24 protein-coding genes are annotated in these 25,816 nt (G+C 63.3%); 18 read left to right on the top strand and 6 right to left on the bottom strand.

Annotated features, from left to right (window positions below; translation table 11 throughout):
- Positions 1 to 44: 44 nt before the first annotated feature.
- Genes AC1DYC_RS28095 through msuE form a run of 5 tightly spaced genes read right to left on the bottom strand, consistent with a single transcriptional unit; the run spans position 45 to position 4,640 of the window.
- Positions 45 to 1,094, bottom strand: a complete 1,050-nt coding sequence (locus AC1DYC_RS28095) for a branched-chain amino acid ABC transporter permease (RefSeq protein WP_477410954.1) — start codon at positions 1,092 to 1,094, stop codon at positions 45 to 47.
- Positions 1,095 to 1,097: 3 nt separating this feature from the next.
- Complete coding sequence (locus tag AC1DYC_RS28090; protein WP_477410953.1) at positions 1,098 to 1,994, bottom strand: branched-chain amino acid ABC transporter permease; 897 nt, start codon at positions 1,992 to 1,994, stop codon at positions 1,098 to 1,100.
- On the bottom strand, positions 1,994 to 2,893 hold the full coding sequence (locus tag AC1DYC_RS28085) for an ABC transporter ATP-binding protein (RefSeq protein ID WP_477410952.1): 900 nt from the start codon (positions 2,891 to 2,893) through the stop codon (positions 1,994 to 1,996). Before AC1DYC_RS28085 ends, AC1DYC_RS28090 begins: the two co-directional genes overlap by 1 nt.
- A gap of 52 nt (positions 2,894 to 2,945) precedes the next feature.
- A complete protein-coding gene (gene sfnG, locus AC1DYC_RS28080) occupies positions 2,946 to 4,046 on the bottom strand; it encodes a dimethylsulfone monooxygenase SfnG (RefSeq protein ID WP_477410951.1) in 1,101 nt (366 codons plus the stop codon).
- Positions 4,047 to 4,070: 24 nt separating this feature from the next.
- Positions 4,071 to 4,640 (bottom strand): FMN reductase, encoded by a 570-nt coding sequence (gene msuE / locus AC1DYC_RS28075; protein ID WP_477410950.1) that lies wholly within the window; start codon positions 4,638 to 4,640, stop codon positions 4,071 to 4,073.
- Positions 4,641 to 5,065: 425 nt separating this feature from the next.
- Here msuE and AC1DYC_RS28070 point away from each other — a divergent pair, with 425 nt between their 5' ends.
- The 18 genes from AC1DYC_RS28070 to AC1DYC_RS27985 all read left to right on the top strand — a co-directional run bounded on the left by AC1DYC_RS28070 (position 5,066) and on the right by AC1DYC_RS27985 (position 24,052).
- Positions 5,066 to 5,428, top strand: coding sequence for a DUF3088 domain-containing protein (locus AC1DYC_RS28070; protein WP_477410949.1), 363 nt, complete (start codon positions 5,066 to 5,068; stop codon positions 5,426 to 5,428).
- A gap of 185 nt (positions 5,429 to 5,613) precedes the next feature.
- Positions 5,614 to 6,600 carry an MsnO8 family LLM class oxidoreductase gene (locus AC1DYC_RS28065; protein WP_477410948.1) on the top strand — a complete coding sequence of 329 codons (987 nt, stop codon included), beginning with the start codon at positions 5,614 to 5,616 and terminating at the stop codon, positions 6,598 to 6,600.
- Between the two features lie 26 nt (positions 6,601 to 6,626).
- Positions 6,627 to 7,973, top strand: a complete 1,347-nt coding sequence (locus AC1DYC_RS28060; RefSeq protein ID WP_477410947.1) for an LLM class flavin-dependent oxidoreductase — start codon at positions 6,627 to 6,629, stop codon at positions 7,971 to 7,973.
- On the top strand, positions 7,973 to 9,202 hold the full coding sequence (locus tag AC1DYC_RS28055) for a M20 aminoacylase family protein (protein WP_477410946.1): 1,230 nt from the start codon (positions 7,973 to 7,975) through the stop codon (positions 9,200 to 9,202). Before AC1DYC_RS28060 ends, AC1DYC_RS28055 begins: the two co-directional genes overlap by 1 nt.
- Positions 9,199 to 9,723 carry a GNAT family N-acetyltransferase gene (locus AC1DYC_RS28050; protein ID WP_477410945.1) on the top strand — a complete coding sequence of 175 codons (525 nt, stop codon included), beginning with the start codon at positions 9,199 to 9,201 and terminating at the stop codon, positions 9,721 to 9,723. Before AC1DYC_RS28055 ends, AC1DYC_RS28050 begins: the two co-directional genes overlap by 4 nt.
- 186 nt (positions 9,724 to 9,909) lie before the next feature.
- Positions 9,910 to 11,712, top strand: a complete 1,803-nt coding sequence (locus tag AC1DYC_RS28045) for an amino acid ABC transporter permease/ATP-binding protein (protein ID WP_477410944.1) — start codon at positions 9,910 to 9,912, stop codon at positions 11,710 to 11,712.
- 108 nt (positions 11,713 to 11,820) lie between these two features.
- The gene (locus AC1DYC_RS28040; RefSeq protein ID WP_477410943.1) at positions 11,821 to 12,762 is read left to right on the top strand and encodes an ABC transporter substrate-binding protein; all 942 of its coding nucleotides are present in this window, start codon (positions 11,821 to 11,823) and stop codon (positions 12,760 to 12,762) included.
- Between the two features lie 102 nt (positions 12,763 to 12,864).
- Positions 12,865 to 13,803, top strand: a complete 939-nt coding sequence (locus tag AC1DYC_RS28035) for an ABC transporter substrate-binding protein (RefSeq protein ID WP_477410942.1) — start codon at positions 12,865 to 12,867, stop codon at positions 13,801 to 13,803.
- A 28-nt stretch (positions 13,804 to 13,831) separates the two neighbouring features.
- Complete coding sequence (locus tag AC1DYC_RS28030; RefSeq protein WP_477410941.1) at positions 13,832 to 14,878, top strand: LLM class flavin-dependent oxidoreductase; 1,047 nt, start codon at positions 13,832 to 13,834, stop codon at positions 14,876 to 14,878.
- A gap of 555 nt (positions 14,879 to 15,433) precedes the next feature.
- Entirely contained in the window at positions 15,434 to 15,703 is a 270-nt protein-coding gene (locus tag AC1DYC_RS28025) for an acylphosphatase (protein WP_353019029.1), read from the top strand.
- Positions 15,704 to 15,863: 160 nt separating this feature from the next.
- Positions 15,864 to 16,514 carry an aromatic ring-hydroxylating oxygenase subunit alpha gene (locus tag AC1DYC_RS28020; protein ID WP_477410940.1) on the top strand — a complete coding sequence of 217 codons (651 nt, stop codon included), beginning with the start codon at positions 15,864 to 15,866 and terminating at the stop codon, positions 16,512 to 16,514.
- Positions 16,511 to 17,356: an aromatic ring-hydroxylating dioxygenase subunit alpha gene (locus AC1DYC_RS28015; RefSeq protein WP_477410939.1), complete on the top strand. Its 846-nt coding sequence runs from the start codon at positions 16,511 to 16,513 to the stop codon at positions 17,354 to 17,356. Before AC1DYC_RS28020 ends, AC1DYC_RS28015 begins: the two co-directional genes overlap by 4 nt.
- Entirely contained in the window at positions 17,353 to 18,012 is a 660-nt protein-coding gene (locus AC1DYC_RS28010; RefSeq protein ID WP_477410938.1) for a glutathione S-transferase family protein, read from the top strand. Before AC1DYC_RS28015 ends, AC1DYC_RS28010 begins: the two co-directional genes overlap by 4 nt.
- Before the next feature lies 1 nt (position 18,013).
- Positions 18,014 to 19,393 carry an amidohydrolase gene (locus tag AC1DYC_RS28005; RefSeq protein ID WP_477410937.1) on the top strand — a complete coding sequence of 460 codons (1,380 nt, stop codon included), beginning with the start codon at positions 18,014 to 18,016 and terminating at the stop codon, positions 19,391 to 19,393.
- Positions 19,394 to 19,426: 33 nt separating this feature from the next.
- Positions 19,427 to 20,521 (top strand): BMP family ABC transporter substrate-binding protein, encoded by a 1,095-nt coding sequence (locus AC1DYC_RS28000; protein ID WP_477411040.1) that lies wholly within the window; start codon positions 19,427 to 19,429, stop codon positions 20,519 to 20,521.
- Positions 20,522 to 20,523: 2 nt separating this feature from the next.
- Positions 20,524 to 22,047 carry an ABC transporter ATP-binding protein gene (locus AC1DYC_RS27995; RefSeq protein ID WP_477410936.1) on the top strand — a complete coding sequence of 508 codons (1,524 nt, stop codon included), beginning with the start codon at positions 20,524 to 20,526 and terminating at the stop codon, positions 22,045 to 22,047.
- On the top strand, positions 22,044 to 23,144 hold the full coding sequence (locus tag AC1DYC_RS27990; RefSeq protein WP_353019018.1) for an ABC transporter permease: 1,101 nt from the start codon (positions 22,044 to 22,046) through the stop codon (positions 23,142 to 23,144). The genes AC1DYC_RS27995 and AC1DYC_RS27990 overlap by 4 nt, the downstream gene beginning before the upstream one ends.
- The gene (locus AC1DYC_RS27985) at positions 23,141 to 24,052 is read left to right on the top strand and encodes an ABC transporter permease (protein ID WP_477410935.1); all 912 of its coding nucleotides are present in this window, start codon (positions 23,141 to 23,143) and stop codon (positions 24,050 to 24,052) included. Before AC1DYC_RS27990 ends, AC1DYC_RS27985 begins: the two co-directional genes overlap by 4 nt.
- A gap of 788 nt (positions 24,053 to 24,840) precedes the next feature.
- Here AC1DYC_RS27985 and AC1DYC_RS27980 read toward each other — a convergent pair.
- Positions 24,841 to 25,743: a GNAT family N-acetyltransferase gene (locus AC1DYC_RS27980; RefSeq protein ID WP_477411039.1), complete on the bottom strand. Its 903-nt coding sequence runs from the start codon at positions 25,741 to 25,743 to the stop codon at positions 24,841 to 24,843.
- Positions 25,744 to 25,816 lie beyond the last annotated feature (73 nt).

The raw sequence follows: 25,816 nt of genomic DNA, 5'->3' as shown, positions 1-25,816 counted from the left end.
CGTCTCCTGAGGTTTTGGGTCCGTGAGAGAATGTCGAGCGGCGCTCAGCTGGACCTTGAGCCGATCCGTCGTTTCAGGCGGTCGAAGAGGGCCGACAGCCCGTTCGGTTCCGCGATGAGGAAAATGATGATGAGCGCGCCAAGCACGATGCGCTGGCTCATGTCGAGCACACCTGAATCGAACAGGCCGCCGAACACGAAGGCGCCGAACCGGGACAGAAAGAGCGGGAAGACGACGATGAACGCCGCCCCCAGAAACGCGCCGCGTATCGATGCCAGCCCACCGATGATGATAATGAACAGGATCTGGAACGAGCGGTCGAGATTGAAGCCGGCCGGCTCGACGGTGCGCAGATAGGTGAAGGCCCACAGCACGCCGGCAACGCCGATGATGAAGGACGAAATGGCGAACGCCAGCAGCTTTGTCCGCAGCACCGGCACGCCGATGACGCGCGCAGCGGTTTCGTTGTCGCGCACGGCGATGAAGTTGCGGCCAGTCGCGCTGTTGACCAGCCTCCAGACCAGCGCCGTCAGCACGATGACGGTGGTGACGGAAAGCAAATAGCGGCCTGTGGCGCCGTCGAGCGAGATGCCTGCAACGGCAAGGTGCGGCGCGGAAATCACCCCTGACGGATTGTCGTTGGAGAACCAGCCGAACTTGGTCAGCGCCCACTGCACGAAAAACTGGGCGGCGAGCGTCGAGACGGCGAGATAAAAGCCGCGCAGGCGCAGGCTCGGCAATCCGAAGATGACGCCGATGCCAGCGGCCGAAATCCCGGCCAGGATCATGGTTGCCGCCAGCGGCAGGCCTTCGACCCGCAGATTGAAATTGTAGGCGGCGAAGGCACCCACCGCCATGAATGCCGAGGAGCCCAGCGAAAGCTGGCCGCAATAGCCGGTCAAGAGGTTGAGGCCGACCGCCGCCAGGCTGAGCGCCAGGAACGGCAGCAGGATCGCCTCGACCAGATAGCTCGAGGCATAGGCCGGGATCAGGCCGTAGGCGACAACGATCAGCACGGCCGGCAAAGCGAATTTCCGTGCGAATTTCAGCCAGTCGATAGGAGCCCTTGCGGCATCGAGCGCTTGCACGGCCATCGGTCAGACCCTTTCAACGGTTTTCTGGCCAAACAGGCCGGAGGGACGCACCAGCAGCACGACCAGCGCCAACGCATAGGCAAACCAGCCTTCAATGCCGCCGCCGACGAAGGGTCCGAGATAGACCTCGGCGAGCTTTTCGCTGGCGCCGATGATCAGGCCGCCGACGATGGCGCCAAGGATGGAATCGAAGCCGCCAAGCACCAGCACCGGCAGCGCCTTCAACACGATCAGTGACAGCGAGAACTGGACGCCGAGGCGCGCACCCCACAGCAGTCCGGCGACCAGCGCCACGAAGCCTGCGGCCGTCCACACCGTTCCCCAGATCCGCGGCAGTCGAAGCCCGACGGCAAGGGCGGCGAACTGGTCGTCGGCGACGGCGCGAAACGCCAGCCCGATCCGGGTCCAGTAGAAGAAGGCGCTCAAGCCAGCCACCATCGCCGCGGCAATGCCAGCTGCCAGAAGATCGAACGACGAGATCAGGATGCCGCCGACCTCGAAGGGCGTGTCGTCGATGCCGAGATCGAGCCCGTGCACCTGCGTGCCCCAGATCAGTTGGGCAGCACCCTCGATGATGTAGGACAGGCCAAGCGTGGCCATGAACAGCGTCATCGGCGAGCGGTTGACCAGCGGCCTGAGCACGGTCCGCTCGATGGTGAAGCCGAGCGCGACCATGACCGCGAAGGTGATGAGCAGCGCGAATGCAAACGGGATGCCGCGTTCGACCAGGCTGACGAAGGTGAGTGCCGCGAACAGCACCATCGATCCTTGCGCGAAGTTCAGCACGCCCGACGTCTTGTAGATCAGCACGAAGCCGATAGCGACGAGCGAGTACATGACGCCTGACAGCAAGCCGCCGACCAGCACCTCGATGACGAAGAGAAAATCATAGTAGCTCATCAGATGCCCTCGCCGTCCTCGCCCTCGGCGGTGCCGAGATAGGCGCGGATCACCTCCGGATCGGCCCGCACCTCGGCCGGCGTGCCGTCGGCGATCTTGCGGCCGTAGTCGAGCACGGCGACGCGGTCGGATAGCCCCATGACGACGCCGATGTCGTGCTCGATCAGGATGATGGTGACGCCGTGCCGGTCGCGCGCGGCGCGCACGAACCCGGCCATCTCGGCTTTCTCGGTCGCCGTCATTCCGGCCATCGGCTCGTCGAGCAGCAGGATCTTCGGCTCGGCGACCAGCGCGCGCGCCAATTCGACGCGCTTCTGCAAGCCGTAGGGCAGCGTCGCGACCAGACGATCGGCGACGGCCTCCAGATGCAGGAAGGCGATTGTCTGGTCGACCTTTTCGGCGATTCCCACGTCTTCGCGCCGGGCGCGTGGCAGGCCCGCAATATGTTCGACGAAACTGGCGCGCCTGGTGTGGACGCGGCCGGACGCGATGTTGTCGCGCACCGAAAGACCGGGAAACAGCGCCAGGTTCTGGAAGGTGCGCGCGACGCCCAGACGTGCCAGACGGCTCGCCGGCACACGGGAGAATGACTGGCCGGCGATCGCGATCTTGCCGTGGTCGGCGTGATAGAGACCGCTGATGATGTTGATCAACGAGGATTTGCCGGCGCCGTTGGGGCCGATCACAGCACGGATCTCGCCGCTTTCGACCTCAAGGTCGACATCGCTCAGCGCCGTGACGCCGCCAAAGGAAATGCCGACCCCGCCCAGGGACAGGATCGCATCGACCTTTGCCGACAGGCGCGCCGGGCGCGCCTCGACGGAAGCGGCGCCAGCAAGAATGCCGGAGATTTCGGGCGCGCGCTCGTATGCGGCGGCTCCCAGCGAAGCACCAATCATGACACGTTCCTGATTTTTGAAGGAGTGCGCGGCCCGCAGGCCGCGCCCTGGCCTATTCGGCGGCGACAAGCTCCCTGTCACGCGCTGCTTCCAGTTCGCGCACCAGCGGGATGATGCGCTTGCCGAAGAACTCGACCTCTTCCTGGAAATGCAGGAAGCCGAGCAGGATCAGATCGGCGCCGGCATCCTTGAGCTTGAGGATGCGTTCGGCGATCTGTTCCGGCGTGCCGATGAGATTGCTGCGGAAGCCGTCATTGTACTGAACGAGATCCTCGAGGGACGACTTCGCCCAGTTGCCCTCGCCTTCCGGGGAGGCCTTGCCGGCGTTCTTGACCTGGTCGGCAAAGCCCTGCACCGCTTCGGGATTGGCCTTGGCGACGATCTCGTCCAGCACCGCGCGCGCTTCCGCCTCGGTCTCGCGAGCAATGGCGAAGGCATTGACGCCGATCTTCACCTTGTGGCCATTGGCCTTCGCCTTGGCCTTGATGTCGTCTACCTGCTTCCTGATCTCTTCGGGCGTGTTGCCGTTGGTGAAATACCAGTCGGACACCCGCGAGGCCATGTCGCGCGCGGCGCGCGACGAGCCGCCCTGGAAAATCTCGGGCTGCGGATCGATCGGCTTCGGCTTCATCGAATAGTTGGTGAAGCGGTAGAAGTCGCCCTTCAGCGTGAAATTGTCCTCGGTCCAGATGCCGCGCAACGCGCGGATGAATTCCTCAGAGCGGCGATAACGCTCGTCATGGTCGAGCCAAAGCTCGCCGATGGCGGCGAACTCGCCGCGGAACCAGCCGCTGACGACATTGACGGCGACGCGGCCATTGGTCAGGTGATTGATGGTGGCGATCTGCTTGGCGGCCAGCGCCGGATTCCACGGACCGGGAAGGATCGCCGCGATGACTTTCAGCGTCGTGGTCGCGGCCAGCAGCGCGTGGCTGAACGACACGGATTCGTGCTGGTTGTCAGCGCCGTAGCCGGCGGTGAAACGGATCTGGCTCAGCGCATAGTCGAAGCCGTTGGCCTCGGCGATCTGGGCGAGCTTGCGGTTGTAGTCGATGTCCCAGCCGGTCCGCTGCTCGATGTTGGAGATGACCAGTCCGCCGGAGACGTTCGGAACCCAGTAGGCGAATTTGAGGTCGTCGGAATGAGACGTCATGTCGTTGTTCCCTTTTTCGTTGGCTCAGCCGACGCGCGCGGCGACGGCAGCATTTGCTTGGTTGGAATTGAGCAGTGAAACCGCTTCGGAGGCGGCGCGCGAAATGCGTTCGCTGATCGCCGCACCGACGATTTCGGCGCCGACGAAATCGTCGGGCGCGCCATAGACACCTGTCGGTACAGTGACGGCGCCAAAGAAACTGAACAGCGGCCTGAGCTGATGCTCGAGGACGAGACCATGGTAGGGGCTGCCGCCGGTCGCGGCGAGAAGCACGGTCTTGCCGGCCAGCGCGCGATGATCGACGAGATCGAACAGATGCTTGAGGGCGCCGGTATAGGAAGCCCTGTAGACGGGCGTCCCGACCACGAGCAGGTCGGCCTTCTCGACGCGCTGGACGATGGCTTCGCCAGACGGACCGAGCGTACCTCGGGAAAGCCCGGCGAAAAGCGATGGCGCTGCCTCGGTGATTTCGATCAGGCCGGTATCCGACGGGAGGCGCTGCGCGATCGCCTTGACCAGCGCGTTCACCACCGCCGTGGTCCGCGACGGCGTGCTGACGCCACCCGATATTCCTAGAACTGATAGCCGTGCCAACTCGTCAATCTCCCAGGCCTTACTTCCGCATTGGGCCACTTTCAAACCGGGGCAGACGATATTCGACAAAATCTATAGAGATAGGAATTCTCTTCCGATTTTTCCACAATGCTGAGAAAATCGGCGTCCTGCGGGCTGCTCGACGGCAACTTTAGTCGGTCCTGATGATAGGCCTCAACCCAGGGTCTGATCTGACTTCGACGGAGCTCGCCTGGCCAAAGCCTGCTCCGCGTAGAGAGTCTTCTTCTCTCGATTCCTTAGGCGCAGCGGCGACCAAACGACAGCAATGGTGTTCGCCGACAGCAGCCATTGGCAGACTAATATTGCTTCACAACGCACGCGCTCCGGAATCCTGGCCTTCGGCAAATCGCGCCGGCAACGGTAGCCTGTTGGAGACCCAAGATAGGTTCGAACTGGAGAATCCGTTGACCACTGCAAATCTAGACAGGGCCGCCCTGTTCCTGCTCACCCCGGATTTCGAAGACGCCAAATTTCCGGGCCAGCAGTTCTTCTGCCGCCATTCAGCGCTGGTGGAAGGGGTGCTGGCCTCCTTTCCAACACTTGTAGGAACGATCGACGTTCACCGGATCGCTTTTCCCCGGCCACGCGCCGCGGTGGTGGCGCTTGTCGGTGAAGCCAATCAGGCGCTGCCGGTGCTGGTGCTGCCGGCAGGCGAGACCTCCCCTCACGCATCCGGTGAAGCCAATGGCCGCCAGTTCGTTTCCGGGGCCGAGCGGATCATCGATGCCCTGGTCGGACGCGACCTCATCCCGCCGCCGCACCCGTGAGCCGCAGCCATGATGCGAAACCCGCTCACCGGTCGCATATTCCAAAGCCGGCGCGCTGAAGGAAAGGGTTTTTCCCGCAACGGCTGAAACTCGGCATATAGTCTATAAAATCTATAGACTATATGTATTACGATCTACATCCAGGAAGTTCATGGCCCATGCGGGCCGCCGAAGGTGGAGATCCCATGGCCTATGCGCTCAGCCTCCTCGACAAGAGCCCGCTCGCCAAGGGAGAAAGCGCGACAGATGCGCTGAAACGAACCGTAGCGCTGGCACAACTTGCCGAGCGGCTCGGCTACCGCAGGTTCTGGGTGGCCGAGCACCACAATGTGCCGGACCTCGCGAGTTCCTCGCCAGAGGTGCTGATCGCCTACCTGCTCGCCCATACCAGCCGGATCCGCATCGGCTCCGGCGGTGTCATGCTGCAACACTACAGCCCCTACAAGGTCGCCGAGAATTTTCATCTGCTGGGGGCGCTGGCGCCCGGGCGCGTCGATCTCGGCATCGGCAAGGCGCCCGGCGGCCTGCCATTGTCGACGCGGGCCCTGCAAGGCAGAAGTGACCCCTCGCACAGCCGAGATTTCGGCGAGCAGATCGCCGAACTTGGCGCCTATCTCGACGGCTCCGGCCCGGTCGAGGGGCTGAGCGCCACACCGCGTCCGCCGGTCGCGCCGCAGCGTTTCCTGCTCGGCGCCAGCGTCGAAAGCGCGCTGCTCGCCGCGGCGCATCGATGGGAGTTCGTCTTCGCCCGCCACCTCAATGGCGACGACGCCCTGCTCGATGACACCGTCGCGGCTTATCGGGCGCAGACCGGCCGCGCGCCGATCGTCGCTGTCTCGGTCATCGTCTCCGAATATGCCGGCGAGGCCGAGGCGCAGGCCGACAAGATCAAGCTGTTCAAGGTGCATGTCCCCGGCGCCCAGAGCGTCACCGTCGGCAGCGAGGAACAGGCAAAGGACTATGCGCGCCAGTTGGGTTCAGCCGAGTACTGCATCGAGCCCAAGCAGCCGAGTGTGATTGCGGGAACACCGGACCAGGTCCGCTCCGAGCTCGACCGCCTGCACGCGCGCTCCGGCACCAGCGAATTCATCGTCGAGCCGGCCGTCGGTGGCCTGTGGCGCCTTGCCACCGCCGAGATGCTGGCGCGCGAGCGGCCGGCGGCCGCGGCCTGAGAAACAAATCCAAGGAGCTTGCCGTCATGAGCAATCAACGAATTCCCTTCGGCATCATGCTGCAAGGCCCGGGCGGCCACATGAATGCCTGGAAGCATCCGAGCGTGCCCGCCGACGCCAGCACCAATTTCGATTATTACGTGCGTATCGCGCGCCAGGCCGAGGAAGCGGGCATTGCCTTCGCCTTCGTCGCCGACGGACTCTACATCAACGAGCAGTCGATCCCGCATTTCCTCAACCGCTTCGAGCCGATCGTGCTTTTGTCGGCGCTGGCGGTGGCGACGAAGAGCATCGGCCTCGTCGGCACGCTGTCCACCTCCTACAGCGATCCGTTCACCGTCGCCCGGCAGTTCGGCTCAATCGACACCGTCAGCGGCGGCCGCGCCGGCTGGAACGCGGTGACCTCGCCGCTCGAAGGTTCGGCCAAAAATTACGGCCGCGACAAGCATCCCGAACACGCGCTGCGCTACGAGATCGCCGCCGAGCATATCGAGATCGTCAAGGGCCTGTGGGATTCCTGGGACGACGATGCCTTCGTGCGCGACCGCCAGGCCGGCCGTTATGCCGACTTCTCCAGGATGCACCGGCTGAACTTCAAAGGCAGGTTCCATTCAGCCGAAGGGCCGCTCAATCTCGGCCGCTCACCGCAGGGACAGCCCGTGCTTTTCCAGGCTGGCGGCTCGGATGACGGCATCTCGCTTGGCGGCCAGCATGCCGATGCCGTCTTCGCCAACGCCGCCGCCTTCGAGGAAAATCGCGAGCTGTCGCGCCGGCTCAAGGAAAGCGCCGTCGCGCATGGCCGCTCGGCCGACCACATAAAAATCTTCCCCGGCATCGCCCCGATCGTCGGTTCGACGGAAGAGGAGGCCGAGCGCAAATATCGCGAGATACGCGACCTCGTCAGCGTTCACGAGGCGCTGCTCTATCTCGGCCGTTTCTTCGACCATCATGATTTCACTGCCTACCCGGTCGACGATCCATTCCCGGAGCTGGGCGACATCGGCAAGAACAATTTTCGCTCCACCACCGATCGCATCAAGCGTGTCGCCAGGGAGAAGAAACTCACGCTGCGCGAAGTCGCACTGGACGCGGCGACGTCGCGAAACGAATTCATCGGCACGCCCGAAAAGATCGCCGACCGGCTGGTCCGCTGGGTCGATGGCGGAGCGGCCGACGGCTTCGTGCTCGGTTTCCAGGTCATCCCGTCCGGGCTCGACGACTTCGAAGCGCATGTCCTGCCCATTCTGGAAAAGCGTGGCCGTCACGCCCGCAGCCAGATCGGCACGACGCTGCGCGATCATCTCGGGCTGCCTTTCAAAGAAAGCCGCTATGCGCAGGCTGCCTCTCCCACGGCCACCGAGGAAGCCGCCTGATGAGCTTTCAGGCTCCTCCGCAGTCGATCACGACCGAAGCGGCGATCCTCGACCACGTGGACGAATTCGTCGCCCTGCGCCGCAAGCTGCACAGCGAGCCGGAGCTGGCTTACAAGGAGAGGAAGACCAGCGCGCTGGTTGCCGAACGTCTGCGATCCTGGGGCTACGACGTCGCTGAAAATATCGGCGGCACCGGCGTGGTCGGCACGCTGCGCAATGGGCTCGGCGAGAAAAGCATCGGCATCCGCGCCGACATGGACGCCTTGCCGATCGTCGAGGCGACCGGCCTGCCCTATGCCAGCACCAATCCATGCGTCATGCATGCCTGCGGGCATGATGGGCACACCGCGATCCTGCTGGCTGCCGCCCGCCATCTTGCCGAGACGCGGAAGTTTTCGGGCACGCTGCGCCTGATCTTCCAGCCCGCCGAGGAAGGCGGCGCCGGCGCCAGGGCGATGATCGCCGACGGGCTGTTCGAACGCTTCCCGGTCGACGCTGTCTTCGGCCTGCACAACTGGCCGGGCGTGCCGGCGGGGCAGTTCGCCTTCCTCAGCGGTCCGGCCATGGCTTCCGTCGACCTCGCCATCATCCGCATCGTCGGCAAGGGCGGCCATGGCGCGCGGCCCAACCATGCAGTTGACCCCATAGTCGCCGCCGCCTCGCTGGTGATGGCGCTGCAAACGATCGTGTCGCGCAATGTCGACCCGCTGGAGACGGCGGTGGTCACCGTCGGCACCATCAATGGCGGCATCGCCGCCAACGTCATACCCGACAGCGTCGAGCTCAAAGTCACAATCCGCACCTTCAGCAAGACAGTACGCGAGCAGATCCGCACACGCATCATCGCACTCGCCCAGGCACAGGCGCAAAGCTATGGCGCCACCGCCGAGGTCAACTATCCGCGCGGCTATCCCACCCTCGTCAATCACCTGGAAGAGACCGAATTCGCCCGCCAGGTGGCGCTCCGGCATTTCGGCACCGAGCGGATCGAGACCAATTTCCCGCTGATCACCGCCAGCGAGGATTTCGCCTTCATGCTCGAGGCGCGACCGGGCAGCTATCTCTTCATCGGCAATGGCGACAGCGCCGACCTGCACAGCCCCAACTACGACTTCAACGACGACATCCTCCCCGACGCCGCACGCTACTGGGTGGCGCTGGTCCAGGACTATCTCGCCGCGAACGAGGCTCCGCGGACAAGCGAGCCGGCAACAGGGCCCACGCCATGACAGACAGCTTTCTCTACACGACCCCGATCGATCCGCGCGCAGCACCCCTCATCGAAGCGCTGACCTGGGAATATACGACCCGCTACGGCGACCACTTTGGCGAACCCGGCGAGGAGATGCGTCGCTACCCCGCCGAACTCTTCGCGCCGCCCCATGGCAACTTCGTGCTGCTGACGCGCGACGGCGTGGCAATCGCCGGCGGCGCCTTCAAGCGCTATGACGAACGCACCGCCGAATTGAAGCGCGTCTGGACGCATATCGATCTGCGCCGTCAGGGACTGGCACGCAAGGTGCTGGCCGAACTCGAACTGCAGGCCGCGCGCCAGGGCTACACCAGGCTCTATCTGACCACGGGTTTCCGGCAGCCGGAGGCGGCCGGGCTTTATCTCAGCGACGGCTACACCGCGCTTTTCGACACCGCCGTCGACCCGGAAATCCACGGCACGCTGCCATTCGAAAAGGACATCAGCGGCTTGACTCTGGAATTCGGGCCGAACGCGCTGGAACGCAAGGCAAGCTGATTCAGCGATCAAGCGCGGCAACGTACCCACGAAACCTGAATAAGATAGATGATTAAACTCCCGAACTCTAAAAATATAAAAACAAAAGTCGTGTAATATATCTTGTGATCGCTAGGGTCATCCAGGTTTACTTATACAGATAAATTACTCTCTCGAAATACTACTCCATTGGAGCGACGGCGACCCATGACAGTGACGGCCGACATAGGCGAGGCAGTTTCTCCCAGGACCATACCGCTCCCCGCGGACCGTCATGGCTACAGGGTGGTGCCGGCCAGGCATCCCTGGCGCGTCGTTGGCACTGTCGTTGCCGTTGTGCTCATCTTCTTCACGTTGCAATCGATTCTGACCAATCCGAGATGGGGTTGGGATGTCTTTGCCCGGTTCTTCCTCTCCGAACCCGTGCTAGTCGGCCTTGGCCGAACGCTGCTGTTGACCGTGCTCGCCTCCGCACTCGGTTTTTTCCTGGGGACGTTGCTCGCATTCGCCCGCGTCTCCGCCTCGCCGCTACTGTCGGGCGTCTCGTGGGCCTATATCTGGCTGCTGCGCTCCATCCCGCTGATCGTGCTGCTGCTCGTCCTCAACAATCTCGGCTATCTCTATCCGACCATCGATGTCGGCGTGCCGTTCACTGGCCTTTTGTTTGCGCAGTACAACACCGTCGAGATGTTCACCCCGTTCTGGGTGGCGGTGGTCGGCTTGAGCCTCAACCAGGCCGCCTTCTCGGCCGAGATCATCCGTGGCGGCATTCTCTCCGTCGACCAGGGCCAGCATGAGGCCGCAGCCGCACTCGGCCTGTCGCGGCGCCGGCAGGCGCTGAGCATCGTGCTGCCGCAAGCCATGCGCGCCATCTTGCCCAGCGGCTTCAACGAGATGATCGGTTTGGCCAAGTCGACCTCGATGGTCTACGTGCTCGCTTTGCCCGAGCTCTTCTACACCGTCCAGGTCATCTACAAGCGCAATCTGGAAGTGATCCCGCTCCTGATGGTGGCGACCATCTGGTACCTGATCATCATGAGCGTGCTGTCGATCATCCAGCTCGGCATCGAGCGACGCTTTTCGCGCGGCGCCGTGCGCACGCCGTCCGGCCCACTGCTGCCCGGCGTGCTTGCCTTCCTGACCGGCCGTCGCACAGCACCAGTGGCCACGCCCGCGCCCCTCTTCACGGCGCCAGCTGTGTCGGTTCGCAAGCCACTGGTCACCGCCGGCGAAAAACTGGCGCTGCGCGGTGTCGGGCGCATCGAAATCCGTGACGTCTCCAAGCGCTTCGGCGCACTCACAGTGCTCGATGGCGTCGACCTCGATCTGGCACCGGGCTCGGTGACGGCGATCATTGGGCCGTCCGGTGCCGGCAAGTCGACGCTGCTGCGCACCATCAACCATCTCGAGCGCACCGACACCGGGTTCGTGACCATCGACGATGAGTTGGTCGGCTACCATCGTGACGGCCATACGCTCTACGAGCTCAAGGAAGCGGCCATTCGCCGCCGCCGCGCCGCCATCGGCATGGTGTTCCAGAACTTCAACCTCTTCCCGCATCTGACGGTGATCGAAAACATCATCGAGGCGCCCGTCTCGGTGCAGGGTGTTTCGCGCGACGAGGCGATTGAGCTGGCGCGGGACCTGCTCGCCCGCATCGGCCTGCCGGAGAAGGCCGACGCCTATCCGCGGCATCTGTCCGGCGGCCAGCAGCAGCGCGTCGCGATCGCCAGGGCGCTGGCGCTGAAGCCGAAGGTGCTGCTCTTCGACGAACCGACCTCGGCGCTCGATCCCGAACTCGTCGGCGAGGTGCTCGATGTCATCAAGGAGCTGGCGACCTCCGGCACGACGATGGTGATCGTTACTCATGAGATTGGCTTCGCTCGCGAAGTCGCCGACACCATCGTCTTCATGGAAGGTGGCAAGATCCTCGAAGTCGGGACGCCGGCCAGGGTCTTCACAACGCCCGCCCACCAACGCACGCGCGAGTTCCTCGCCAAGGTTCTCTAGCGCCCGGACTTTCAGCAAAACGTGCCGGCGCCATGTGCGAACCGCCGGCTTTGCAGGCTCCCCATCGGGAGCGTCAACCCCGCACGTCCGTCATGCAAGGAGAGACCCATGACATTGTACAGGAAGCCTATATCCCTCGCGTTCGGCGCGGTCCTATCGGCGATCGCTTTCACCTCCGTCGCCCAGGCGGCGGAATTCGATCTCACCCCGGAGCAGCCAGGCCGGATCCACGCCGAAAAGAGCGACAAGGCAGCGGCGGCGATCTCGCCCAATTTCAAGTTCGCCAAGGAGGGATATCTAACCATCGCCACCCATCCGTGGGATCCGCCCGTCGGCACCTATGCTACCGATGCCAAGACGGTAGTCGGTACCGATCCTGATATCACCGTGCTGATCGCCGAAACGCTGGGGCTGAAGCTCGACCTCGTTCCAGTCGCCTGGGCCGATTGGCCGCTTGGCCTTGCCTCTGGGAAATATGATGCCGTGATCAGCAATGTGACGGTTACGGAAGAGCGCAAGGAGAAGTTCGACTTCTCGACCTATCGGCAAGATGTGCTCGGCTTCTATGTGAAGGCCGACAGCAAGATCACCTCGATCAAGGAGCCGAAGGATGTCGCTGGCCTGAGGGTGATCACCGGCGCCGGCACCAACCAGGAAAAGGTGCTGCTGGAGTGGGACCGCGAGAATGTCGCGGCCGGGCTGAAGCCTGTCGAGGTGCAGTACTATGACGATTCTGCCGCCAGCCAGCTCGCCATCCAGTCGGGCCGCGCCGATGCCGAGTTCAACCCCAATGCGACACTCGCCTACGCCGCCGCCGTCAGCGGCAAGACCAAGCTGGTCGGCATCGTCAGCGGCGGCTGGCCGCTGACCGCCGAGATCGCGGTGGCGACGCGCAAGGGCAGCGGCCTGGCCGACGCCATCACGCTCGCCATCAACGAGCTGATCGCCAGCGGCAAATATGGCGAAGTGCTGAAGAAGTGGAGCCTGACCGCCGAGGCCATCGACCAGTCGCACACCAACCCGCCCGGCCTGCCGAAGCCCAACAGCTGAGCCGAAACACGTTGGAGGCGGACGCCATCGGCGTCCGCCTCTTCAGCCATGCAGGCGCGCCGACGAAATACCCAGACAACACCGCAAACAATTGGAAATCCTATGCTCTTGAGAACCAAAGCCATCCAGGCCGTCATCGGCATTTCGGCGTTTCTGGCGGCCTCCCTCGTGTCGCTTGCGTCGGAGCCTTTCGACCTCAGCCCCGAACAGTCCGCCCGCCCGCGCGCCGAGAAGGACCCGGCCCTGATCGCGTCGATCCCGCAGCGTTTCAAATTCGTCGAGGACGGCGTCTTGACGGTTGGCATCGCTCCCGGCGGGACGCCGCCAGTTGCCACCTACGCCACCGATGCGGCAACCGTCATCGGCGCCGATCCCGATATCGCCCAGCTGATTGCCGACAAGCTCGGCCGAAAACTCAATCTCGTCGCCGTGGCCTGGGAAGATTGGCCGCTCGGGCTGGCGTCCGGGAAATACGACGCCGTCATCAGCAATGTCGGCGTCACCGAAGAGCGCAAGCTGAAGTACGATTTTTCGAGCTACCGGCAGGGCCTGCACGGCTTCTATGTGAGGAACGACAGCCCGATCACCGCGATCAAGGAACCTAAGGACATTGCCGGGCTGCGCGTCATCACCGATGCCGGCACGATCCAGGAAAAGATCATTCTTGAATGGAGCAGGCTTGATGTCGAAGCCGGGTTGAAGCCTGTCGAGATCATCTATCTCGAGGATACCGCTGCCTCCAGCCTGGCAATCCGCTCCGGCCGCGCCGACACGATCTTCTCGATGAATTCGGCTCAGGCCTATCAGGCAGCGCTTACCGGTGAAACTCGGTCGGTCGGAACCGTCAACGCCGGCTGGCCGCTGACAACCGATGTCGGCGTCACCACCAAGAAGGATAGCGGCATCGCCGAAATCATCACCGCTGCGCTCAACGAAACCATCAAGGACGGGACCTATGCCAAGGCGCTCGCGCGATGGAGCCTGACCGACGAGCAGATCGCGCAGTCGCGGACCAATCCGCCTGGGCTGAAGAAGTACTAGGCGCAGGCATGGAAGGGAGGCAGCGGCCTTGACGTCAATCTCGCGCAGCATCCGCAGGCTCGCCTTTCTCACACCCGGCAACTACCCTGACAGCGATCCGCATTCGGGGCTCGAGAAAACGCTGCAGCTGTTCGAGCTCGGCGAGCGGCTCGGCTATGACGGCGCCTGGGTGCGGCAGCGCCATCTCGAGCCGGGCATCTCGTCTGCCGCCGCGTTCCTGGCCGCCGCCACGCAGCGCACAAGCCGCATCGAACTCGGCACGGCGGTGATCCCGATCGGCTATGAAAGCCCCTACCGCCTGGCCGAGGACCTGTCGACCGTCGACGTGCTGTCGCGCGGCCGGTTGAATGTCGGCCTGAGTGCCGGCTTCCCGCCGCATGCCGATGTTCTCGGGCCGCTTGTCTTCGATGGCGACTGGCGGAGTTTCGATTTCTCGCATGAGCGCGTCTTGCGCTTCGTCAACAATCTGCGCGGCGATCCGATCGGCGAGCCCGGCGCGATCATCGAATTTCCCGGCGGCCGCGTGCGCCCTCGCCTGCAGCCGCACGCGCCGGGGCTGCTCGACAGAATCTGGTATGGCGGCGGCTCGCTGCGATCGGTTGAATGGACGGGGCGCAACGGTCTCAACCTGCTGATCGGCAACGTCACCTCCGGCGAGGGAACCGGCAATTTCTTCGAAGCGCAGTTACACCAGCTGGAGACCTATTTTGCCCAGCAAAGTAACAGGCAAGGGCGCGTAGCGCTGGGACGGGTGATCGTGCCGTTCGACAGCGCTGATGCGCGGACACGGAAACGCTATGCCGACTATGCGGCCGGACGCCACGAACGCACCTTGAAGGCACATGGCGAACGCCGCACGCTGTTTGCCCGCGACATCGTCGGCACGTCCGAACAGATACTCGAGCAACTGGCCAGCGACCCGGTGCTGGCCAAGGTGGACGAATTGCGGCTCGAACTTCCCTATGAATTTGAGCAGCATGAATATGAGCAGATCATCCGCGACGTCATCGCGAATGTCGCGCCGGTACTCGGCTGGCGGCCGCGTTCCGACTTGACCGCTTCGGCAGCGGAGTAAGAGGCGGTCGCTCCCTCGACGAACCGACCCGTAGCGCGTCCCATGATGCGCTTCAGTAAATGGGCTGCCAAGTAGACCGCAAAAGGCACAAACACTGGCCGTCCGCGGTTCGCGGGCGTCACGAAACTGCTGCAGATCCGTCCGGGCGCGGAGCGCTCAATCCCACTCGATTGTTTCCAACCCAGCTAGGTCATTGATCTAGCTGGGTTTTTCTTGCTTGCAGCACCGAAAGCCTACGCTTGGCCCGTCAAAAAGTTACGCTTTTGATTTTAAAGGGAAAATCGCCGCAAAAAATACTTTGAGGTTTCACCAACTATCGGCACCAATCGGGCGATTTCTGCACTTTCGGCTTTCGACGAGGTGTGTTCGTCGCCTCGAAAAGTACCGTCATCCCGATTGCCCTGTAGTGGCTGGTGCGGCCACTTCCCGCCGTTGACATGGCGCTGCCCGGGAACGGTCGCTGTAACGTCGCAAGAACTCGCGCCCAAAGGTGCTTCAGCGATTGAGCACAATGTAGATAGGTATATAATTAATCTGTTTCATTGCCGAGGTTCTATGAGCGAGCAAAATCGCTATTCCTGGCGAGAGCGCATGACGATCCTCGGCGATGTCGAGGCGGCATCCTTCCTTCCGTGGATCGAGCGTCACGCCGCCAAGCTCGGGCTCGCGCAGGCAATATGCGTTGCCGGTCCCGACCGCATCGAACTCGACATTGCCGGTCCGGCCGAGCTCATCGACATGATGGAGATGGGGTGCTCTCTTGGACCAATCGATGTCTGGGTCGAAGCCATCCGCCGGGCGCCGATCGAGAGCGAATCGGCCTAGTTTCCGGCCTGCGGCCTCTGCCCGCCAAAGGCACCATGCACCTTTTTTGGGCATTGTTGCCAGTGAGGAAATGTTGTGCAAACGTAACCCGGTCTATTAGCATATCCTTGACCGCGAAGCTGCGCGCGGGAAGATACTGGTGTTGTTTGAAAGTTGATGTATGCCGCCTTATCCGACCGGCTCATGGATGCCTATTGCCCTCTCTGCGGACTTGCCGGCGGGAACCGTAATGCCGGCGCAATCGCCAGCCGGACCGGTTGCCCTTTGGCGAAGCCGCTCCGGCCGTGCGGCGGCCTTTGCCGACAGATGCCCCCATCGCGGAATGCGCCTTTCCCACGGCTTCGTGCGCGGTGAGACCCTGTCCTGCATTTATCACGGCTGGAGCTATGCCCGGGAGGGAAACTGCCTGCGCATCCCGGCCCATCCGGGACTGACGCCGCCGGACACGATTCGTGTCGCGATGCAGCCCGTTGAGGACGGCGACGGTATCATATGGATTTCCGCTGGCGAACCCGCCGCCGGGCCGCCGCGGTTCGACGGCCTTGCCCCCCTGCGCTCGATGATGGCGGAAACGGACATCGCGGCGCTGGAGGCGGCCGCGGGCACGAAGTCCGCCGCAGGCCTGCTCGACTACACGCACAATGCCCAGACCGTCCAGCTGCTGCTTGCCCCCGAAGGGCAAGCGCGGACGCTGATGCATGTTCTGGTGGACGAAGACAGCAATCCGACCCAGCGTATCGCCGCGTCGAGGGCCGCCGAGGCGCTGCGACGGGCGGCCGAGCATATTTCGCGCAGCGGGATCGCCCAATGACCCGTAACGCGATGATCGACGAATGGTATCCGGTCGGCCTCGCCAGCCAGCTTGATGTGCATGGACGCAAGACGGCCCTGATGGGCGAGCCGATCGTGGTGAGGCGCGGCGAAGACGGAAACGCGAAGGTCACGGGCCGCAACGAACGCGCGCTGCCGGCCTGCATCCGCTATGGTCATGTCTGGTCATCGCTCGGTGATCCGCAAAAGCCGCTGTTTGCGATCCCCGAGGCCGATCAGCCCGGCCGCCGGCTCGTCGATGTCGGGGTGGTTCGCGTGCGCTGCTCGCCATTGCGCGCCGTGGAGAACTTCCTGGACATTGCTCATTTTCCGTTCGTCCATACCGATATATTGGGCTCCGAACCGCACACAGAGGTCCAGAACTACAAGGTCGAGATCCGGGAGGACGAAGACGAGGTTTGGGCGACCCAGGTGAAGTTCTACCAGCCGCAGGCCGCCAAATCGGCGGAAGGCGGCATAACGACGGAATATATGTATCGCGTGCCCGCGCCGACCTGCTCAATCCTCTACAAGACCTGCCCGCCGCGCCCGGGCGAATGGGACGTCATTACGCTTTTCGTGCAGCCGCTTGCCGAAGACCTGTGTAACGTGTGGCCATGGATGGCGCTGTTCGACGACGAGACGCCGATGACGGACCTGATCCATTTCCAGCAGACGATCTTTGTCCAGGACCGGTCGATCCTCGAAAACCAGATACCAGGGCTGCTGCCGCTCGACCCCGGCATGGAGATACCCACGCGAGCCGACCTGACTTCGGTTGCCTACCGGCGCTGGCTGAAGCGCCATGGCTACACCTACGGCGCGCAACTGGTGGCGCAATGAAGCTCTACGATTACGTGCTGTCGCCAAGCTGCTACAAGGTGCGCCTGATGGCCGCGCTGGTAGGAGTGAAGCTCAGCATCCGGCCCGTCGATTTTCATCCCGGCGCCGAGCATCGCGGTCCGGAACTCATGACACTAAATCCGGCGGGTTCGATCCCGATCCTCGAGGACGGCGACCTCGTCCTGACCGAATCTTCGGCCATGCTTGTCTACCTTGCCGCGACGGCGGCACCGCAATGGTTGGGCAACGATACTGCCATACATGCGGCGCGCGTCCAGCAGTGGATTTCTTTCTCGCATCGGCTGACCGCAAGCCTGGGGGCGGCGCGCCTGCACGAGATGCTGCTGCGCCCGGGCAACATCGATGCCCTTCAGGGACAGGGAACGGCGGCCCTGCGCGAATTGGAAGCTGGTCTCGTAGAACAGAGTATCCGCGGCCAGCGCTTCCTCGCATTGGACCGGCCGACGGTCGCGGACATCGCCTGTTTTCCCTATGTGGCGCTGGCGCCCGACGGGGGCGTTTCGCTCGATCCCTATCCCGCGATCCGGCTCTGGTCGCGGGCGATCCGCGCCATCGAGGGTTTCATCGAGATGCCCGGCATCCATCGGCTGCACGAGCTCAAGCCCGAGCCCGTCCCTGAAGTAGGCGAGGCCTGACGTGGCGGGCTATTTGTTGAAGAACTGCGCCGCGGTGATCGTGGACGATGGCAACGGTCCGGGCATCCGCCGCAACGTCGACGTGTTGACCGACGGCGCGGCTGTACGGGCCATCGGCGAGGGCCTGGACAAAGGGGAACTGCCTGTCGGGACCGTCGCCCACGACGCCACCGGTTGGTTCGTCTATCCTGGCCTCGTCAACACCCATCACCACTTCTTCCAGTGTTTCGTGCGCAACCGCGCTGACCTGGACTGGACGAAGCTGTCGGTCATCGAATGGCTCGACCGCATCTATCCCATCTTTTCTCGGCTGAACGAGGAGTGCTTCTACCACGCATCGGTCACGGCCATGGCGGAGTTGATAAAGCACGGCTGCACCACGGCCTTCGACCATCAGTACTGCTTTCCGCGGCATGCCGGCAAAAGGCTCATCGACCGGCAGTTCGAGGCGGCCGAACTGCTTGGCATGCGCTTCCATGCCGGACGTGGCGGCAACACGCTGCCGAAGTCGGAAGGCTCGACCATTCCCGACGCCATGCTGGAAACGACGGACGAGTTCATCGCCGACTGCGCCCGGCTGATCGATACCTATCACGATGACGGTAGGTTCAGCATGCGCCAGGTCGTCGTCGCGCCGTGCCAGCCGGTCAACTGCTATCGCGAGACATTCGTGGAATCGGTGACCCTGGCGCGCGACCGCAAGGTGCGCATGCACACCCATGTCGGCGAAGGCGAAAGCCCGGTGATGCAAGCCCGCCACGGCCTGCGCACGGTGGACTATTGCGCGGAGATAGGTTTCTGCGGGTCGGATGCCTTCTATGCCCATTGCTGGGAGCTGACCCATGACGAACTGCGCAAGTTGGCTGCCACTGGCACCGGCGTCGCGCACTGCCCGGAGCCGGTCTATCTCGTCGGCGCCGAAATCACCGACATACCGGCGATGTCGGCTCTCGGGCTCAGAGTGGGGCTGGGTTGCGACGGTGCAGCCTCGAATGACAATTCCAACCTGATGCACTGCATCCATTCCGCCTACATGCTGCAATGCCTGTCGGCGTCGACACGTGACCACCCGGTTCCGCCGCCTGGCGATTTTCTCGGCTATGCAACGACCGGGGGCGCGGCGCTGCTCGGGCGCAGCGACATCGGCAGGCTGTCGCTTGGCATGGCCGCCGACCTGTTCGCCATCGACACGCGGCGCATGGACTATGTCGGCACGCGGCACGATCCGCTGAGCCTGCTGGCCAAGGTAGGCATCGGCGCGCCGACCGACATGACGATGATCAACGGCCGCATCGTCTGGGCACGGGGAGAGTTCCCGGGGCTCGACGAGGCAAGGCTGTTCGCGCAAGCCGAGGCGGCGCTCGCCACCGTGGAATTCTAGCAACCAAAACCAAAAGCAAGGGGAACCGACATGCTGACAAATCTTACCCGCAGAACATTGATGAAGGGCGCTGCAGCTACCGGGCTTGTCGCCGCGGTGGGCAGCCGCGTGCTCGCCGCCGACGGACCACTGGGCATCGTGCTGGTGGTCCCCTCGCCGGTTGGCGACGTTGGCTGGGGCCGTGCGCTGGCCGACGGGCTCGATCCGGTCAAGGCGGCCTACGGCGACAAGGTGAAGGTCACCATCCTCGAAAACATTCAGGAAGGTCCCGACGCCGACCGCATCATGAACAAGGCGGTCGCGGACGGTAACAAGGTCCTCATCGCCGGCTCCTTCGGCTATCAGAACGGCGCCCTGCAGATCGCGCGCCGCAATCCCGACGTCACCGTGTTGCATGCTTCCGGTTTCGAGGTGGCGCCGAACTTCTCGCCCTTCGCGGCACAATACTCCCAGGGCACCTATCTGATGGGGATGGCGGCAGCCGCGCTTTCGAAGACCGGCAAGCTCGGCTCCGTTTCCGCCTTCGCCATTCCCGAACTGATCACATCAATCAACGCGTTCACATTGGGTGCGCAAGCCGTGAAGCCCGATGTCGAGGTTTCGATCGTATGGGTGAACTCCTGGTTCGACCCGGCCAAGGAGCAGGAAGCCGCCAAGGCGCTGCTGGCGCAGAAATGCGACGTCATCTTCTCCAACGCGCAGGACACGCCTTCGGTCGTTGCGGCTTGCGAGGAGGCGGGCATCCCCGCCTTCAACCTCAACTCGTCAATGAAGAAATACGCGCCCAAGACCTATCTCGGCTGCGTGGCGACCGATTGGTCGCCCTTCTTCAAAGCCTCGGTCGACGCCCACCTTGCCGGTACCTTCAAGGGCGCCAGCGCCTTCTTGGGTGTCGGCGACAAGGTCGTCGAAGTCGTCGACTGGAACCCGGGCATCCCGGCAGACATCATGACCAAGATCAAGGAAGTCGAAGCCAAGATCGCCGACGGCAGTTTCTCGCCCTTTGCCGGTCCGATCGCCAAGGCCGACGGCAGCGAAGGCGTGCCCGCCGGTAAGACGATGACCGTGGCCGAGATCGTCGCCATGGACTGGCATGTCAAGGGTGTCACCACGCCGCTGCCGAAGTGACAATGACCGTCCCGCTGCTGTCGCTGCGCGGCATCTCCAAGAGCTACGGCCAGATCCATGCAAATCGAGGCATCGATCTGGATGTGGCTCCGCGCTCGATCCATGCGATCCTCGGGGAAAACGGAGCGGGCAAGTCGACGCTGATGAAGCTGATCTACGGCGTCGAGCAGCCGGACGCGGGAACAGCGATCTGGAAAGGAGAGTCCCTTGCGCTCGCGTCCCCGGCGGATGCGAGGCGCAAGGGGATCGGCATGGTCTTCCAGCATTTCTCGTTGTTCGAGACGCTGACGGTTGTGGAGAACGTCCGGCTGGTCGTGCCCGGGAGGAAATCGGACCTTGCGCAAGGCATCCGCAAGCTCGGTCGCGACTTCGGCCTTGAGGTCGATCCGCTCGCTCATGTGCACGCGCTCTCGGTTGGAGAGCGGCAGCGGGTGGAAATCATCCGCTGCCTGATGACCGAACCGCAGCTCCTGATCCTCGACGAACCGACCTCCGTCCTGCCACCGCAATCGGTGGAGAAGCTTTTCGAGACATTGCGGCGGCTGCGCGACGGCGGCGTGTCCATTCTTTTCATCTCGCACAAGCTGGAGGAAATCCGCGCGGTATGCGACCGCGCGACCATCCTGCGCGGCGGTCGCATCACAGGAAATGTGGATCCCCGCGGCCACGACGCACACGACCTCGCCCGCATGATGATCGGCCGCGACATGCCGAAGCCCATGCCGGCTATTGCACATTCCGACGGGGAAAAGCGCCTTGAAATCGTCCGCCTCGACCATCGGCCCGACGATCCCTTCGCCGCCGAGCTTTCCGACGTCAGCCTGACGGTCCGGGCGGGCGAGATTCTCGGAATCGCTGGCATCTCGGGCAACGGGCAGAGCGAGCTCGCCGCGCTAATCTCAGGCGAGACGATGCTGCCGCGCGAGAAGTCCGATCGCATCTACATGATGGGAAAGGATGTTGGCGCGCTCAATGCGGCGGCCCGCCGCCGGCTGGGCTTCGCTTTCGTTCCGGAGGAAAGGCTCGGCCGCGGCGCGGTGCCGGAGATGTCTCTCGTCCTCAACAGCCTCCTGACCGCCCATCCGTTCGGCTTGTTGAAACGCGGCCTTGTCGACACTGCCCGTGCCAAAGCCTTCACCGAGGACTGCATCCGGCAAAACGACGTGCGCACGCCCGGTTGCGAAGCGGAGGCCGGCGCGCTTTCGGGAGGCAATCTGCAGAAGTTCATCGTGGGACGCGAGATCATGCTGTCCCCTAAATTGCTGTTTGTCGCACAGCCCACCTGGGGCGTGGACGTCGGCGCCGCATCCGCCGTCCGCCAGCGCCTTGTCGCCCTGCGCAACGAAGGCATGGGCATCCTGGTCATCTCGGAGGAACTGGAGGAACTGTTCGAGCTTTGCGATGCGATCCAGGTGATCCATCAGGGCCGGCTGAGCCAGCCGCTGGTGACCCGCGACACCAGACCCGAGGAGATCGGCCGATACATGATCGGCGCCCATTCAACCGCCGAAAAGGTTCCTGCATGAGCGCCCTGTCCCGGCCGTTCCTTCCCGTTCTGGTGCGCCGGGAACACGCCTCGCTTGCAATCAAGCTGGTCGCCCCGCCAGCCGCGCTCGGCGTGGCGACGCTACTCAATCTCGGGCTCTACCTCCTGATGGGCCGCGATCCGGTCGCCGTTTTCCAAGCGATGCTTCTGGAGCCCTTCCTGTCTTGGGCCTCGTTCTCGGAAGTCCTGCTCAAGATGGGGCCGCTGCTGCTGATTGCGCAGGGGCTTGCCATCGGCTTTCGCGCAAAGATCTTCAACATCGGCGCCGAGGGCCAGTTCATTCTCGGCGCAATCTTCGCGTCGGCCATTCCCATTTGGCTCCCGCAGGCAACCGGCCAGTGGATTTGGCCTGCGATGCTCGTCCTCGGCGCACTGGGCGGCGCGCTTTGGGCCTCGCTCACGGCGTTCTGGCGCGTGCGGCTCAACGCAAACGAGATTCTCGTATCCCTCATGCTGGCGCTCGTTGCCGCGCAACTTCTCAACTATCTGCTTCTAGGTCCCTGGAAGGATCCGGCCGGCTTCAACTTCCCACAGTCGGTGATGTTCCAGTACGACGCGACGGTGCCGATCCTGATCCCCGGCACCCGCGTCAACGTCTCGCTGCTTATCGCCTTCGCGTTCTCCCTCGCGGCCTGGGTCTTCATGCAGAGGAGTTTCGCTGGCTACAAGCTGCAGGTCGGCGGCCTTGCTCCGCGCGCGGCCGCATACGCCGGCTTCAACGAAGGACGCGCGATCTGGCTTTCCCTCCTCATCGGTGGCTTCGCGGCGGGCCTCGCCGGGGCGGCGGAGGTGGCCGGGCCACTCGGCCAATTGCAGCGCTCCATCTCGACCGGTTACGGCTATGCCGCCATCATCGTTGCGTATCTCGGCGGCCTTCACCCGATAGGCATCATTTTTTCCGCGCTGCTCATGGCGGCCCTCTATATTGGCGGCGACAACGCCATGGTCTCGGCAAATCTGCCGGTGGCCGCGGTCCGGGTCTTTCAGGGCAGCCTGTTGCTCGCCTATCTCGTCGCGATTGCCTTCGTCCGATACCGGCTCGAATGGCGCCATGCTGCTCACGGAAGCACTCCATGAATGCCCTCGAGTTCATCGTCGCCGGAATGCTGGCGGCGGCCACGCCGTTCCTTCTGGCCGCGCTGGGCGAAATGGTGGCCGAGCGGGCCGGCGTCCTCAATCTCGGCGTAGAGGGAATGATGGCCATGGGGGCGGTCGTCGCCTTCATCATCGTCTATCACGGCGGCGGTCACCTCCTGGGTTTCCTCGCCGCGGGCCTCGCCAGCGCGGCTCTTTCCCTTGTCTTTGCCGTCATCGCGCTGGGGCTCCGCGCGAACCAGGTCGCAGTGGGACTCGCCATAGGCATACTCGGCCAAGGCCTCTCGGCACTGTTCGGCAAGAGCTATGAGAGCCTCACGGTCAAAGGCCTACCGAAGCTTTCATTGCCCTGGCTTTCAGATATCCCGGTCATCGGCGGCCTGTTCGCCCAGGACGTCATCGTGTGGCTCTCGCTGGCCGCGACCGTCGCCATCTGGGCGGTATTCGTCTACAGCAAGACCGGCCTTGTCGTGCGCGCCGTCGGCGAAAATCCCAAGGCGGCCTATGCGCTCGGCTATCCGGTAATCGCCGTGCGTTTCGCCGCCGTCGCTTTCGGCGGCGCGTTTGCAGGGTTCGCCGGTGCCTACGCGGCCGTGGTCTACACGCCGCTGTGGGCCGATGGCATGATTGCCGGGCGCGGTTGGATCGCGATCGCGCTCGTCGTCTTCGGCACCTGGCTCACCAGCCGTATCTTCCTCGGCGCCTGCCTCTTCGGCGCCGTCTCCCTGGCAAGCCTGGCGGCCCAGGCCACCGGACTGGACGTTTCCTCGCAACTTCTATCGAGCCTGCCTTATCTCGTGACAATCGTCGTGCTGGGCATCATTTCTTCGAACCGACGTCTGCTCAAGCTCAACGGCGTGGCATCGCTGGGAGAGCCTTTCGAACAATAGTGTCGCACGCCGCCCGGGCGGCAATAACCCGACATCTGAGCGCAGGCAGCACCCTCCCTGGGGCATGAAGGGCTGCACGCAATCCTCAAGACCATGCCTCGAGCGGTTGGCAGCTAGGATATGGCAATCGTAAGCGCTGGGCGTTCGCAATCGAGCCAGGTTGTTGAGCGTTGTCAGATCAGCAATGACAACGTCAGCGGCAATCCATGTCGGCTTTCGGGTAATAAGGATTTCGAGTTCAGCGTCCGAAATGAGGCGCAAAGCTGACCTTCACCGCGACCAGAGAAATGCGTGCGCCCAGCCAATAGGCGACACAACTCTGTCCGGCGATCGACCGTTATCGCGACACGACCAACTTGACATCGGATAGCAAAAGAAGACCATTTTTTTGACATGTGACCAATAAGTGCTTGGTCAGAAATGAGGGGGTTCGAGTCCACGTCGTGGGCCCTTTGAAAAATCTCGTAAAAATCAGCCACTTAATCGGTCGTTTTGGTGGGCCCGGAGGATGTACTAAGCTTGTTGATTTCATTGAGTTTTTCGTGGGCCAAAATCAGAAGTCTTCCCGTATCGTTCCGCATGGTTTCGCGACGCATTCATCGTCAAAACTTGACTAGATATGCGCCACATTGGTGCGCGCATGCCTTGGGTAGCTGCGAAGGTTGTGACAATCCACTTTGGTCTGCTGCTTTTGGTCCAGCATAGCTGCAGAAACCGTACTTCTCCTAGCGCCACAAGAGTGCCTGCGAAGGCGTGGACAGCTGCGCCTGCCTGCGTACTGGACTGAACTACCCGAGAGTTTGACTGGCAAGCGCGTAGGTCACCGGCGTAACTGCGCCGCCGACGGCAAAATCGGCGAGGCGTTTGCCCATCGACATGGTCAGCACCGTGTCGAAAACCGGCATTCCGCTGTGCGACAGCAAGGCGGCGAAATCGCCATTGTCCATGTGGGTGTCGATGCGCAGGAACGACCCCGAATGGTCGGCAACGTGCGGCCGCACGATCGCCACGGCGTCCGCGTCGCTTTCCGCCACGACCGGCCCCACGACATGGCCCCGCCCGAACGGCCGGCAGAGCGCGAAAGCGCTCAGTGTATCGCCCTTGAAAAGACCATAGCCGGCCGAGTAAGCGAAAAGCTTTTCGATGAGCGCCGCCCGCCTCACGCCAAATCCTGCCGCGTCGAGCGCGACCACGGCGGGAATATCTTTTGTGCCCAAAGTCCGGACGTCGCCCCGAGTATTTTCAGGCCTACCCGTCGTCTGCATGCGAGCGATGCCCTGGCATTGATAAACGGTCTTCTCCGGCTGGAAGTCGAGCGAGAGATAGAGCCGCCTTGCGGCGCGCGTTGCATTGAGGCGCAGATCGCGCCCGGCGACCTTGTCGAAGACCCGCTTCATCAGCCATTGCCCCGCCCCCAGCGTCTGGAGGCGCGGCGAGGTGATGACCATTCCCACGGTGGCGAAATCGGCGCCATGCGCGAACCACATGGCCGAACCGAGAACCCGACCGATCTCGTCGAGCGCCACCAACCCGTGCCCCGATTCACGCAGAAACTGCCAGTCCTCGGCGCGATGCGGCCATCCCACGGAGAGCGAGAGCGCGTGCAACCGGTCCAGTTCGACGCCTTCGATGTCGCCGATACGCATTGAGAAGGTGTCGATTTTCAAGCTTCCGGACGGCTTCAATTCCATGCCCCTGCAAGATTTCCGCACTAGAGCGCGGCACACCGACGACCGACCCTGCCCGTAAACGCTAAACGAGCAG

This window comes from Mesorhizobium sp. P2_E7 (assembly GCF_056403855.1).
This window is presented reverse-complemented; position numbering and strand designations above follow the sequence as displayed.

Coding starts and splice junctions, on each gene's coding strand:
- AC1DYC_RS28065 (WP_477410948.1), top strand. CDS start 5,614: ATGGCCTATGCGCTCAGCCTCCTCGACAAGAGCCCGCTCGCCAAGGGA.
- AC1DYC_RS28015 (WP_477410939.1), top strand. CDS start 16,511: ATGACCCGTAACGCGATGATCGACGAATGGTATCCGGTCGGCCTCGCC.
- AC1DYC_RS28045 (WP_477410944.1), top strand. CDS start 9,910: ATGACAGTGACGGCCGACATAGGCGAGGCAGTTTCTCCCAGGACCATA.
- AC1DYC_RS28035 (WP_477410942.1), top strand. CDS start 12,865: ATGCTCTTGAGAACCAAAGCCATCCAGGCCGTCATCGGCATTTCGGCG.
- AC1DYC_RS28055 (WP_477410946.1), top strand. CDS start 7,973: ATGAGCTTTCAGGCTCCTCCGCAGTCGATCACGACCGAAGCGGCGATC.
- sfnG (WP_477410951.1), bottom strand. CDS start 4,046: ATGACGTCTCATTCCGACGACCTCAAATTCGCCTACTGGGTTCCGAAC.
- AC1DYC_RS27985 (WP_477410935.1), top strand. CDS start 23,141: ATGAATGCCCTCGAGTTCATCGTCGCCGGAATGCTGGCGGCGGCCACG.
- AC1DYC_RS28090 (WP_477410953.1), bottom strand. CDS start 1,994: ATGAGCTACTATGATTTTCTCTTCGTCATCGAGGTGCTGGTCGGCGGC.
- AC1DYC_RS27995 (WP_477410936.1), top strand. CDS start 20,524: ATGACCGTCCCGCTGCTGTCGCTGCGCGGCATCTCCAAGAGCTACGGC.
- AC1DYC_RS27980 (WP_477411039.1), bottom strand. CDS start 25,743: ATGGAATTGAAGCCGTCCGGAAGCTTGAAAATCGACACCTTCTCAATG.
- AC1DYC_RS28095 (WP_477410954.1), bottom strand. CDS start 1,094: ATGGCCGTGCAAGCGCTCGATGCCGCAAGGGCTCCTATCGACTGGCTG.
- AC1DYC_RS28060 (WP_477410947.1), top strand. CDS start 6,627: ATGAGCAATCAACGAATTCCCTTCGGCATCATGCTGCAAGGCCCGGGC.
- AC1DYC_RS28040 (WP_477410943.1), top strand. CDS start 11,821: ATGACATTGTACAGGAAGCCTATATCCCTCGCGTTCGGCGCGGTCCTA.
- AC1DYC_RS28085 (WP_477410952.1), bottom strand. CDS start 2,893: ATGATTGGTGCTTCGCTGGGAGCCGCCGCATACGAGCGCGCGCCCGAA.
- AC1DYC_RS27990 (WP_353019018.1), top strand. CDS start 22,044: ATGAGCGCCCTGTCCCGGCCGTTCCTTCCCGTTCTGGTGCGCCGGGAA.
- AC1DYC_RS28010 (WP_477410938.1), top strand. CDS start 17,353: ATGAAGCTCTACGATTACGTGCTGTCGCCAAGCTGCTACAAGGTGCGC.
- AC1DYC_RS28050 (WP_477410945.1), top strand. CDS start 9,199: ATGACAGACAGCTTTCTCTACACGACCCCGATCGATCCGCGCGCAGCA.
- AC1DYC_RS28025 (WP_353019029.1), top strand. CDS start 15,434: ATGAGCGAGCAAAATCGCTATTCCTGGCGAGAGCGCATGACGATCCTC.
- AC1DYC_RS28020 (WP_477410940.1), top strand. CDS start 15,864: ATGCCGCCTTATCCGACCGGCTCATGGATGCCTATTGCCCTCTCTGCG.